Origin of the sequence: uncultured Polaribacter sp., from assembly GCF_947497695.1 — a bacterium.
Lineage (GTDB): Bacteria > Bacteroidota > Bacteroidia > Flavobacteriales > Flavobacteriaceae > Polaribacter.
This window is the reverse complement of sequence record NZ_CANMHM010000007.1, coordinates 65,291-77,897: the sequence shown is the minus strand read 5'-3', so window position 1 is coordinate 77,897 and position 12,607 is coordinate 65,291. Positions and strand designations below refer to the sequence as shown.

Sequence of the window (12,607 nt, the reverse complement as noted above, 5' to 3'; positions counted from 1 at the left end):
AAATATTCTATTCTTTAATTATATTTTTATAAATACTATCTATTAAATCACTTTGTATTTTTACAGAATATTGCTCTTGATAAGTTTTAAAAGCATTTTGTCTAAAAATTTCCTTTTCTACATCAGATAAACTTTTCCATTTTTTTAATGCTTTTTCTAAATCTTCTGTTTCATTATAACGAAAATGCAACCCATTTACATCATTTTTTACTGTTGATTTTGGTGCACCTATATTACTAGCAATTACTGCACATCTATTAGAAAAAGCTTCTGTAATTGTAAGTCCAAAAGGCTCATACCAAATAGAAGGGAAAATTAATGCACTTGCCTGTTGTAGTTCTTCAGATAGTTTTTGTTTTGGTAAAAAACCTATATAATTAATATTATTAAATTCTAAAGAATATTTTTCTACCAAACTCTTTAAAGGCCCATCGCCAGCAATTTTTATAGTTTCGTTACTGTTTTTAAAAGCATTTAGTAAACATCTTATTCCTTTTTCTTCAACTAATCTTCCAATAAATAAAAAATGACTCCCTCTTTTAAGTTTTTTAAGTTCTTTTGGTTTCTTAGAGAAATTTGGTTTTATTACAAATTTGGTTTTATTTACATTTAGGGCTGAATTACAAAAAAAATCAACCATAAATTCTGACAAGCAAACATAAGTATCAACCATTTGCCAAGTCCCTATTTTTTTATGCAACCAAACAACAAAAGCTAACCAAAAGGTCTGAAAATAAGAATTTCTATATACTTTATCTTGTACAGCATTCCAGGCAAAGTTCTTTGTTAAACTACCTAGATATAGCTTATTATTATGAAACAAGGTACCTGAAGGACAAATTAATCTAAAATTATGTAGTGTTAAAACAAGCGGAATTTTTAGTTTATGAATTCCTCTTATCACTAAAGGGCCAATTGCAAAATGCCAATTGTGTAAATGGATAATATCTGGAGAAAAAGATTTAATCTTTTTTTTGATTATAGAATTACTACTAACATTCCAAATTGAAATTAAAAACTGAATTGCACCAGCAAAGCCATTTTTATTCTGAAAATGAAGAGTATTGACAATATGATTTTTACGTAACAAATCTTGCTCTAACCCAAAAACTGCATCCTCACCTCCTTTTAATCTGTAACTAGTATGTATCAATAAAATTCTCAAACAAGTATATTTATTATTTTATTTTTCTAATTAATTTAGCAGGGTTTCCTGCTACAATACTAAAAGGCTCTACATTTTTTACAACTACAGAACCTGCACCTATAATAGAATTTTCACCAATAATAATTGCCCCTAAAATTACTGAATTAGGACCAATAACAACATTATCTTTAATTATTGGAGAGCCCATATCTTTACCTTCTATATCTTCTTTATTACCTATAGTAGTATTGTGTTTTAAAGTTACATTATTACCAATAATTACTTTTTTATTTAAAACGGTAGCTCTACCATGATGTATAATTAAGCCTTTACCTATTTTTGTAGACGCTGGTATTTCACATCCTAAAACTAAATCAGTAATAAATTTATAACAAATTATAATTGGTGCAATTAAAATTAATTTAAATTTATTAGTTGCTCTTTGTCTAAAGAAAGTAACAATTGTAAAACAAACAACAATGATGCTACCTTTTAAATTGGCATTATTTTTAATATCATTTTTTATATCATTGTATAAACTCATACGTTTAACTATTTTTATTCAAAACTCTTTTTAAAACTACAATAGGATTTAAAAAAAACTTAAGTAATAATGCAAAGCAACATTTATAGGTTTTCATACCTGCACTTTTTCTAGCAAGGTAAGCTTCTTTTAACTCATCAAAAAAACTTAATTGTGCACTTATGCCTCCCAGTCTAAAATTCACTATTGGTTTGGGAATGTGAACAAATCCATTTTTATCATTTAAAAATGCCTCTAATATAAACTGATAGTCTGATGAAGACTTTAATTTGATACTATATTTGTGTTTTTGATACTCTTCTTTTACAACGAACATGGTTGGATGAGAATACGTCATATTAAAATATAGAAACTTAAAAGCAGATGGATTAAATTTAAATTCCTTTTTTGTGTTATTGGGATATACATCAAACCTATTGGCGTGTATTATTTTTGCTTTTGGATGATTTATATATGCAATCACAGATAATTCTACTGCATTTGATTGATACCAATCATCACTATTAATAGTACCTATTAATTGTCCATTTGCAAGACTTATACCTTTATTCATGGCATCATAAAGCCCTTTATCTGGTTCACTTATCCATTTTGTTATCTTATTTTTATTATTTTGTATAATATTAATGGTATTATCTGTAGATTTTCCATCAACAATAATGTATTCAATATTTTTATAGGTTTGATTGTAAACACTATCAATAGTTTGTTGTAAGTGCTTTTCACCGTTAAATACAACTGTTATAATGCTAACTAATGGTTGATTGGTCATTTAAGCTTAATTAAATTTTTAATTTCCACATTATTCATCATTCTGTATTTTTTATTAAAAACAGTACCAATAGACACCCAAAGTAAAATAAAAGTAGGAGTAAATGAAGGTCTAAATTCCACCAAACTTACTACTGTAATTGTTAAAACATAGTATCCTAAACGTTTAATAAACGTATTATTCGATTTAAAAACAGCTAGGTAAATAGCGTAAAAATAAGTTGTTATCTGTAAAATAAACATTATAAAACCTCCTTTTAATATCATTTGTAAATACCCAACTTCTACTGTAATTCTTGTAGGGACATCACCCCACCAAGGTTTTTTTAAAATGTTGATTGTATACCTTCTTGTGTGCTCAAAAAAATGGCTATAATAAGTACCTAAAGAACCTCTACCAAAAATTTTCTCAGAAAAACTTAATTCCTGCATAACTTCTCTAAATAAAAATGTTCTCGTATCTTGATATTTCATATAAGTAGCTACAATACCTGAAATATGTTCATAACCAATTGTGAAAATTAAAATAAGTAATACAGTAAAAAAGAATAAACCTGTTCTTAAAATTACTTTTCGAAGTTTTAAAGCTATAATTTTATCCATCAACAAAAGACCTCCAATTAATAATAAATATAGAAATTCGAGTCTTCTAGCACCTAAAAATGAAACAAGAATATAACAAATTAGCACTAAAAAAGTTTTAACTCTATTGGTAAAACCATAATAGTAAAATGCAACTAAAAAAATAAAATTTACAGGCCTTAATAACCAAATCCACTCTTCATTTGTTTCTATAATAGGAATAAATAATGATACAATAATCATGAATGTAAAGGCAACAGGAATTACTTTTAAAATAACATTCCAATTTTGTATTTTTAAACCAAGAAGTAACGTAAGTGGAGTTAACCAAGCAATACCCATGTAAACATTACCGAAATTTGTAACCCAGTCTTGTAGGGATAATGAAAAGCCTCTAACTAGCGTAATAATTCCCCAAAAAACTAATAAAGTAAAAAGCAATTGCCCATTAATTGATACTTTTTTTATGAGATGTAAATTGTTAAGGGATAAAAATAATATAATACTGGTAGCAATTACTAGAATACTTGTAATTGCAATATTTATAAATGTAAAACCATCTGGCATAAATAAAAAATGAAGTACAATGTATATTACTATACAAACTAAACCCCATTTTAATAACCTTTTTTCTTTAATAAACACCTAATTGATTTTTTCTATATACTATGATTTATAAACCTTTTTTATATTATGAAGATTTTTTTTCTAAAATACTCTTATACAATTCTATATATTTTTTAGCAACTACTTTGTTATCAAAATTTTCTAAAACTTTAGTTCTAGCAAAATTACTTAGAATTGCTGTTTCATTGTTTTGAAGAATCCAATCTATACCAAAAGCTAAGTCTTTAACATTTAAAGGTTTTGCTAAATATCCGTTTTCTTTATGGCTAATTAAATCTCCATTTCCACCAATATCAAAACCTACTACTGGTGTACCACAAGATAAACTTTCCATAATAACATTTGATAAATTTTCTTCTAAACTTGGCACAATCATAACATCTGCAGCATTGTATAATGCCAATAAACTTTCGTTACTACTTATTTGCCCTAAATAATGTGTTATAAAACCTGAAAACTGTAACTCTTTGGGTTTAGTACCTCCAAAAATTAATAATTCTACATTTTTATCTTTTAAATATTGTAAAGCACTATCTAATTGCATGTGCCCTTTTCTTTTATCGCTAGTAGCATGCATTGCTCCAAATAAAATATATTTCTTTTCTTTTTCTAGTCCTAAAAATACTCTTGATTTATTTTTATCAAGAGGTCTAAAAACACTTGTATCAATAGGATTAGGCAAATTTACAATATCTTTATCTTTAAATAACGAGCTTTCTTTTGCTGCTGATGCTAACCACCTACTTAAACCAACAATAGTTAAATTATATATTTGTGAATATACTTTTTGCTTTCTTATAAATAATTTTCTACTTACATCGTTTTCTTTGTCTGAATTTAAAACCAAACAAGTCCCACATTTTTTTTGATATAATTTACAGGTATCAGCATAATGACATCCACCAGTAAAAGGCCACATATCATGCAAAGTCCAAACTATTGGTGCTTTTATTTTTAATAGATCTTCTACCTTTATCATACCAGCATTTACCCAGTGCAAATGCACAATGTCTGGTGATAAATCGTTAATTTTTTTTGCAATATTAAAACTTGGTGAAAAAGATACAGAAAAAGGGGCAATATTATTAAATTTTTTGAGTGGTATAGGGTTTAATATTGCCTGTAATTTTACTAACTTTTTTTTAAAAGTAGTCTTTGGGGAAATAACATCTTTATCACTAGATTCTTTAATTTGAACAAACATTTTAGCATTAACATTTTCAGTTAATAATGAGGTATGCAATCTTTTTGCTGCTCTAGCAGCACCTCCTGCAACATCTGTAAAATTAACAATCAGTATTTTCATTTAGCTTTAAACCTATATATTTTAATGATATATTTTAATAGTATTTAAATTTTTTGATAAACAACTAAGATAGTTTGACCTATTAAATCATCTTTCTTTGAATTAACTTTCTTAATAAAAGCTTGATGAAAACCAAATATCTTATTTATTTTTCTAACAATTTTTCTTAAAAGCATAAAGGGATACTTACTGTAATAAACAGCACTCACATAATGATCTAAATGATATTCTTGAAGTCCTTCAAAATGAACATCTACTACTTTTAAAGGATACAATTTTTCTAGAGATTTAAGCGATTTTTCTTCCCAAAGTCCCATGTGATGTGGTGGATTATTTAAACAATTATCTGCATTTTTAATAAACGAATTATTATTAGGAACGCTTATAATTAGCTTACCTCCTACTTTTAAACAATCTATTTTTGCTTGTAAAAAACTTTTTACTTCTGCAATATGCTCTAAAACTTGGTAAGAACACACCAAATCAAACTCATCTTTATTTTTTTTAGAAAATGATTGAACTGTTTGGTTTAAGATTTCCCATTTTTTACTTTTAGATACTGCAGACTCATTTAACTCTAACCCTACTGTTTTGTTTAAATTAAAAAGAGTATTTATTTTTTTAATAAAAGCTCCTTGTGCACAACCAACTTCTAAAACATTTATACCATCAGACACATATTTTTGTGTAATCTCATGCTCCCATTTCCAAGGCATATAATACCAGTCAAATTCTTGAAAATGTTCATAAAATTTACTGTCTCCTGCTAAATTAAAAGGGTAATAGAAACGATAACCTGTTTCATTACATTGATATATTTTAATTTTATTTAAACCTCTAAAATAGCCTGTAACATCAATACTAAATTTTTTGTAATCTCTTATAATTTGTTTTACACTAATACTACTTATAAAAGTTACATTTTTTGATTTATTTAATGGTGATAATATTTCTTCCTTTTTTTTCATATAAATTATTTTTAAATACTACAATAAAATAATAACTTTTTAAATTAACGATCCCAAATTCCTTTTGCCTTAAAATTGATAAGCTTAAAGTATTGTATTGGGCTTAATATGCAAGAAGCTCCAATAGTAAAAGTTGTAGCTAATATTACACCAGACAAACCTAAGTTTAAATTTTTTGCGAAATAAATACTCAGTGGAATATTTATTACTATAGAAACTATGCTGATTATTATTTGTATTCTTATTTTACTTATTCCGTTTAAGAAAAAAACAAATACCATATTAAAAGTAAATAATAATACAAATAACAACATAGATAAAGACAAACTAAAAGAAACATTTACTTTATTACCAACCCAAAATCTATAGAAATCGTCTGAAAAAAACAACATAAAACTTAAAATAAAAGGTACTATTAACCATAATCGTAGAATATTTTTTACTGATTTTTTTATCCAATCATAATCTTTCTTTACAAATGCTTCTGTAAAAGAAGACCAATAAGGAGTTACAATTATTGTAAATACCATTGTAATAATTGAAAAGTACTTAAAAGCTATATTATAAGGCACAACCTCTTCTGGAGAAAAAAGTCTACTTACAATAAAATTATCCGTAGAAAACAAAACAACTCCAGCTATTTGAAGAATAAAAAAATTAAAACCAATACCCATAATTTCTTTTAAATATTCTTTTTTCCAAAGAGCAAAAGAGGGTTTTAAATGTTTAAAGCTTTCAGAAAAACCTAAAATACTTAATCCTAAAAGAACAAAAAGTGGTAATACAGAAAATATAATTGCAAAAATTAGTAAAGATGTGCTAGAAATTTTCGTTAAAAACCAAACAAAAGTTAGTAATGATACCTGAGTTATAAAATGAATTTTTACTTGAATAGAATGATTTTGGTTTGCCAAATAAATAGTCTCTATTAACTTAACTATTAACTGTAAACAAAAAGCTCCAAAAACAATAATCATTAAAAGATTTAAATTTGTATCCATTGCTGAACTTGTATTAAAAACTAGTTCCCAATTAATAAAAAAATTGATTCCAAAAAACACAAGAAATAAAACTAGACTAACAGTTGCTATTGTAAAATAAGCAGAACTAACATAGCCTCTAGCTAATTTTAAATTATTATTTGTAATTGCTTCTGTAAGTTTATTTCGTAATCCGTTACCTAAACCTACATCAAAAAAAGTAAACCAAGCTATAAAAGAACTTAATGTAAGCCAAACACCATAGTTTTCATTATCTAAATAGTTTATTGACAAAGGCACTAATAGAAAATTAGCTAAAATAGCCCCTAATTTATATAAAAAAGATATTGAAATGTGCTTAATAATATTTTGTGTTCGTCCACTTTTTAATTTGAATTTATCAAATATGCTTAACGATTTTTTTTTCAATTGATAAATATTTTATTGAAACACATTGTCTCTAAATTATTTAAACTTTACAACTGCTATTAAAACAGCTTAAAAACTTATTAAATAAAATGTTTTGATTATTTGAAAACTTTTTAAGTAGTTCTTATTTTTTATCCCTTTTCTAAGAATATTATTTCATTTATATCTAAATCTTTATCAATAAACAAAAAACTTTCTTCTGATTCTTTTTTTGTAATAATTATAAAGCTTACAAGAAAAAGTGAGTATCGTTTTTTTAACTATCAAAAAATATTTTAAATATTATTAGAATTGCATTTATGCTTATTTTTTGTAGTTATTTAAATAAATATTCACTTTATTTAATAGCAGTAAAAACACCATTAATAAAGCTCCCAAAGCTGCTAATTGTACAGCTTTGTTTTTTACAACACCTTTTATTTCATAACCTATAGGCTGAAAGTTAGAAATTACATTTATAACTTCATATTTATCAGACTTATCTTCAACTAATTCTTTTAAGTCTTTATTTATTTTTCTGTTGGTTTCAAAAAGTTCAATTTCTTTCGTTGTCCTTTTCTCACCTCCTAAATCTATATTTGTTCCATTAGAACTCTTTTTTGCTTCTTCAATCATTACCTGCATATAAACTTTTCTTAAAGAGTCTACTTGTACTAAGTTTTGGCGAAAAAGAGAATCTGTTCTGTTTAAATTTTCATTTGTTAGTTCTTTTAAACGACTAAAATATTTGTTATTCACAACAGATGATAGAATAACATCACCAAGTTTATTAAAAACATCATTTTCTTCTGAAACAACATTTATAATATGGTATTTATAATCTAATGTAGTAAAAGAGCCTTTAAAATCTTCAAAAGAATAGCTTTTAACAGTGGTAGTATCTACTTCTAATATAAATTCGTTATAAGAATTTATAATATCACTTTCATTTACAATTGGTTCTATTGAAAACTTTTTAATAGATGCTGCAGATTTTTTATCTAATTTAAATGTATTTTGAATTCCTATTGTATCCTTTTGTTTTACCAAATCATTATAATAATGAACGTTATTATATAATTGCCTTGCACTTTTAAAGTTAGGTTGTACCAGCATATCAGAACCAAACTTATCAGATGTTTTTACTTCTAAAAAAGCACCTATAACAAAACCAATAATGGCTGAAATTCCTATTTTTATAATGTTTTTTTTAACGAAAATAAGAATGGTAATTACTACATGAAAAATGTCTTTAAAAATATTTCCAATAAAATTAAACAGTTTTGAAAAACCTTTACCTATAATTAAAAATAAAGACCCTAAATCTACTTCTTCTTCGTTGTTACGTTGATTTGTTGACATTGTTAGTTTGGTTATAAATAAGTTTGTAAATTTATATAATTTGTTCTAATATTTTTTGAGTGATGGCATAAGTTGGCGTAACTCCCGTTAAACCTAAACCTCCTGAAGCTAATGTTGCTCCTGTTTCTAATGGATTATCGGATGCGTAATATGCATACCTAACCTTTACATTTTTAGAAATGTTTCCTCTAATTTTTGATGCAGATTGTATTGCTTTTTGATAATGAACACCTTCCATTTCTAACCCAATAACATTCCATGTAGAATTATGAAAATAGGTTAACAAGTCTTTATTTTGTAGTGATGTTCCTAAAACAGAAATCATAGAACCATCGTAAACATTTACTCCAAATCCTTCTAAGCATTCCTTCGTCAATTCATTTTTAAACGGATAATTATCTGCTGTTCCTTCAAAAATATGAGCAGAAGGTATCATAATATCTCCTTTCCCTCCTTTTAAAATACCTGCTTTACCCATTATTGAAACTGACTTTACATCTAAAAAAGTTTTATTTTTGTTTTTTTTGTAAGGCTTTAAAAGTTCATCCATCGTTTCATAGGCCTGTTCTCCAAAAGCATAATCCATTACAATAATAACAGGATTGTCATTATATTCTTTTTTTAACGATGAAACAGGGTTGTTTATTTTATCAACATCTATTATTTGCACATTAATATTTGTACCAGATGTGTCTTTAATATAAGTTAAACCGTTTTTTAAAGCATATTCTTTTACTTTTTTTTGTAACAAGCTACTATCTGAGTTACTTAATAACTGAAACAACTTAAAACCTTTATGCTTTTCAGCTTCTTTTGGTAAGGCTTTTTTTGCATAGATAGAATTTAATACACTATGCATGTTTGCACTAATAATATGCAAAGGTCTTTTTAAAAGTTTATGTTCTTCTAATATTTTTTTGATATTGTGTGCCCAAGCATCTCCATAAATATGGTGCCCAATTTCTTCAACTAAAACAGTACTAAAAGTAACTTTTCTTGCTTTATTATCTAAAACTTCATTCGTTGCAAGCTTGCCTAACCAATAAATTAGATGAAAAAATCGATCTTGTTTATCGTCTGTTATAAATGCTTTATAACAATTTGATACTTCTTCAAAAGTTCGTCCTAGAATACTACTTAAGTGTGCAATAGTTACCTCTCTTTGTTCATCAGAAATACTTTTATTATGAATCACAATTTCTTCTAAACACTTCCATTCTCTTGTAAAATGACCTTCATCATTTAGAATAATTTTACTTTGAATTTTATGTGATTCTATAAATAAAAAAGTCAAATGCGTTAAAATATCATAGATTTCTGATCTTCCTCGAGTAATTTCGATATTCATTTGATCTTTGTCTATTCGATAACAATTTCTTCTTCTTTTTTTTGGAATTATCGTCTTAAAATTAGAATCTTTATAACCTTCATCTGCAGTTAAGTTTATAAACTGGCATTCTTCAATTCCTTCAGGAAGTCTTTCAATAACATAGGATAAACCATTTAATTCTATCCTATCTTCTGCTATAGAACCATAAATTTCTGGTCGTAAAGAAAGTAAAGATTTACGCAAAGTTTCTCCAGAAACTCCCATAGGTTTATAGTAGCCCCTACTAAACAAATGACGCATCGAAATATATAATTTTTCAATGGCATTTGTAGATTCTTGTGCTCTAGTTCTCGCTATTTTTTGCGTTTTTGACATTCTAAAATTTAGCCCCAAATATAGAATTATTTAACAGATAATATCTGCTTATATGCATCTTGATTTTGCAATAGTTTTACAGCCTCTTTTATAACAACATCATTCTTTAAATTATGAGCGAATAATCCTTCTTGATAATAATACCTTTTTAATATTTCTTCTTTTAAAATTACCTTTAAAATATCTTTATTTTTTGATATCAAATCCACTTTATTATCAAATAATTTTTCTTTAATATTTTGATAATCAGAAGATATACTTTTCATTTTTGATGCTTTAAAAGCGATTTTAAATAAAGCTTCTTCTTTGGTTACAAAAGTAGTGTCTGTTTTTAAATAAACTGTAAATTGTTTAAAATCAACATCATCAAAATTAAAATCCGCTACATTTTTTATTTGCTGATTTTTGTAATAATAGTTGGTTGCAAAATTAAATATTGCTCTCGATTTTAGTAACTTTTCTGTTTCTTCTGTTTTTTTTGATGTTTTTATCACTACATCTGGCAACACTCCTCCTCCATCAAGCACTGTTCTGCCATTTGCTGTTTTAAATTTGTGAATACCATTGTCTGAAAACTTAGGTACTTTACCATCTTTACTTCTATTTGCATAATCTAACTCTTGTATACATCTTCCACTAGGAATGTAATATTTAGACGTAGTTAATTTTAACTGTGTTCCATAAGCAAGCTCTCTGTAACGTTGCACCAAACCTTTACCAAAAGAACGTTGTCCCATAATTACTGCTCTATCATAATCTTGCAAAGAACCACTTACAATTTCTGATGCTGATGCAGAACGATCGTTTATTAAAACCACAATAGGTATTTCTGTATCTAAAGGTTCATTTTTACTTTTATAAGTTGTACTCCATTTTTCTACTTTAGCTTTTGTACTTACAAGTACAATCCCTTTTGGTAAAAAGAAATTACAAATATTTAAAGACTCTAATAAAGAACCTCCAGGATTAGAACGCAGATCAAAAACCAACTTTTTCATCCCTTCCTTTTTAAGTTTTCTTAAAGCTTTTTTTACTTCGGATGAAGCTTTTTCATTAAAACGAGTTAAAATAAGGTAGCCTGTTTCTTCATCAATCATCTCTGAAAAAGGCACAGGATTTACCACTACTTTATCTCTTATCAACTCTTTCTGAAATGTTTTTCCTTGTCGATAAACTTCAACAGAAAAAGTGCTATTAGGAGTCCCTTTTAAAAACATAGATAATTGCTCATTTTCCATATTTTGAATGGATTGTCCATCAACAGAAAAAATAACATCTCCAGCTTTTAAACCTGCTTTATCAGCTGCAAAACCTTTGTAAATTTCGCTTATTTCAATTCCTTTTTTAGAATAGTGAACAACAATACCAATACCTCCATATTCTCCTTCTCTTCTTATTTTTGCGTCTTCAATATCTTGTGCATTGTAAAAATTTGTATAGGGATCTAAATTTTTCAAGGTGTTTTTAATTGCATTAGTTGTTAACTCTGCTGGATTTATTTCATCCACATAAAACATATTCAACTCCTTATATAATGTGTTGTAAATTTCTATCTGTTTTGCAACTTCAAAAAACTTAGATTTAAATGAAAACGATAAAAAAATCGTTGCCACTAAAAGTACAAGAACTATTTTTTTTGATAAGCTAAATTTCATCATTTTTTATTTTTTTAGTTTCGTTTACAAACAACGTTAATAGTTTTTCCATTTTTAAAAACAACTCTTGATATTTATATTCTTCTTTCCCTAAATACGTAATCATAAAAACATAATGTTCATCGAGATTGTTGTAGACAATGTCTTTTTGCAGGCGATAACATTCTCTCATTAATCTTTTAATTCGATTTCTACTTACAGCCAATTTAAAATTTCTTTTAGGAACAGAAACACCAACTTGAGCAGGAAATTCTGATGTATGGGTTGTTTGTAGAAAAACCATTCTAAGAGGATATGATTTTACATAACTACCCTCTTTATAAAGTTTTTCTATTAATTTCTTACTTTTTAAACGCTCTTGTTTGCCTAAAGTGTACTTCATTACCACAAACTTACTAGAAAAGAACTAATTTTTAGGTTTTATAACTATGAACTTCACATTTTTTTATCGTTCATCCTAAAATCAGTAGTAACTTCAAAATCTCATCCAAATAAAAAACAAGCTATTACTCTATTTTGTGTAATATTTACCCACTCTAAAAACAAAAAATT

General features: G+C 26.5%; 11 protein-coding genes. All 11 read right to left on the bottom strand.

Annotated elements, in window-relative coordinates:
* Positions 1–7 precede the first annotated feature (7 nt).
* The 11 genes from Q0731_RS08985 to rnpA all read right to left on the bottom strand — a co-directional run bounded on the left by Q0731_RS08985 (position 8) and on the right by rnpA (position 12,437).
* The gene (locus tag Q0731_RS08985; protein WP_299062912.1) at positions 8–1,165 is read right to left on the bottom strand and encodes a glycosyltransferase; all 1,158 of its coding nucleotides are present in this window, start codon (positions 1,163–1,165) and stop codon (positions 8–10) included.
* Between the two features lie 13 nt (positions 1,166–1,178).
* Complete coding sequence (locus Q0731_RS08980; protein WP_299062906.1) at positions 1,179–1,691, bottom strand: hypothetical protein; 513 nt, start codon at positions 1,689–1,691, stop codon at positions 1,179–1,181.
* A 4-nt stretch (positions 1,692–1,695) separates the two neighbouring features.
* Entirely contained in the window at positions 1,696–2,463 is a 768-nt protein-coding gene (locus Q0731_RS08975) for a glycosyltransferase family 2 protein (RefSeq protein ID WP_299062903.1), read from the bottom strand.
* Positions 2,460–3,611 (bottom strand): hypothetical protein, encoded by a 1,152-nt coding sequence (locus tag Q0731_RS08970; RefSeq protein ID WP_299062901.1) that lies wholly within the window; start codon positions 3,609–3,611, stop codon positions 2,460–2,462. The genes Q0731_RS08975 and Q0731_RS08970 overlap by 4 nt, the downstream gene beginning before the upstream one ends.
* Positions 3,612–3,735: 124 nt before the next feature.
* Entirely contained in the window at positions 3,736–4,977 is a 1,242-nt protein-coding gene (locus Q0731_RS08965) for a glycosyltransferase family 4 protein (RefSeq protein WP_299062899.1), read from the bottom strand.
* Positions 4,978–5,021: 44 nt separating this feature from the next.
* A complete protein-coding gene (locus Q0731_RS08960) occupies positions 5,022–5,945 on the bottom strand; it encodes a class I SAM-dependent methyltransferase (RefSeq protein WP_299062898.1) in 924 nt (307 codons plus the stop codon).
* A gap of 44 nt (positions 5,946–5,989) precedes the next feature.
* Positions 5,990–7,354 (bottom strand): oligosaccharide flippase family protein, encoded by a 1,365-nt coding sequence (locus Q0731_RS08955; RefSeq protein ID WP_299062895.1) that lies wholly within the window; start codon positions 7,352–7,354, stop codon positions 5,990–5,992.
* Positions 7,355–7,657: 303 nt separating this feature from the next.
* Complete coding sequence (locus Q0731_RS08950; RefSeq protein ID WP_299062892.1) at positions 7,658–8,695, bottom strand: hypothetical protein; 1,038 nt, start codon at positions 8,693–8,695, stop codon at positions 7,658–7,660.
* A 31-nt stretch (positions 8,696–8,726) separates the two neighbouring features.
* Positions 8,727–10,400, bottom strand: coding sequence for a hypothetical protein (locus tag Q0731_RS08945; RefSeq protein ID WP_299062889.1), 1,674 nt, complete (start codon positions 10,398–10,400; stop codon positions 8,727–8,729).
* A gap of 26 nt (positions 10,401–10,426) precedes the next feature.
* A complete protein-coding gene (locus Q0731_RS08940) occupies positions 10,427–12,058 on the bottom strand; it encodes a S41 family peptidase (protein ID WP_299062887.1) in 1,632 nt (543 codons plus the stop codon).
* Positions 12,045–12,437, bottom strand: coding sequence for a ribonuclease P protein component (gene rnpA, locus Q0731_RS08935; RefSeq protein WP_299062885.1), 393 nt, complete (start codon positions 12,435–12,437; stop codon positions 12,045–12,047). The genes Q0731_RS08940 and rnpA overlap by 14 nt, the downstream gene beginning before the upstream one ends.
* Between the last annotated feature and the right edge of the window lie 170 nt (positions 12,438–12,607).

What these genes read in the sequence shown, in the direction of transcription:
- Q0731_RS08980 (WP_299062906.1), bottom strand. Translation starts at nt 1,691, where the DNA reads ATGAGTTTATACAATGATATAAAAAATGATATTAAAAATAATGCCAAT.
- Q0731_RS08975 (WP_299062903.1), bottom strand. Translation starts at nt 2,463, where the DNA reads ATGACCAATCAACCATTAGTTAGCATTATAACAGTTGTATTTAACGGT.
- Q0731_RS08970 (WP_299062901.1), bottom strand. Translation starts at nt 3,611, where the DNA reads ATGCCAGATGGTTTTACATTTATAAATATTGCAATTACAAGTATTCTA.
- Q0731_RS08965 (WP_299062899.1), bottom strand. Translation starts at nt 4,977, where the DNA reads ATGAAAATACTGATTGTTAATTTTACAGATGTTGCAGGAGGTGCTGCT.
- Q0731_RS08960 (WP_299062898.1), bottom strand. Translation starts at nt 5,945, where the DNA reads ATGAAAAAAAAGGAAGAAATATTATCACCATTAAATAAATCAAAAAAT.
- Q0731_RS08950 (WP_299062892.1), bottom strand. Translation starts at nt 8,695, where the DNA reads ATGTCAACAAATCAACGTAACAACGAAGAAGAAGTAGATTTAGGGTCT.
- Q0731_RS08945 (WP_299062889.1), bottom strand. Translation starts at nt 10,400, where the DNA reads ATGTCAAAAACGCAAAAAATAGCGAGAACTAGAGCACAAGAATCTACA.
- Q0731_RS08940 (WP_299062887.1), bottom strand. Translation starts at nt 12,058, where the DNA reads ATGATGAAATTTAGCTTATCAAAAAAAATAGTTCTTGTACTTTTAGTG.
- rnpA (WP_299062885.1), bottom strand. Translation starts at nt 12,437, where the DNA reads ATGAAGTACACTTTAGGCAAACAAGAGCGTTTAAAAAGTAAGAAATTA.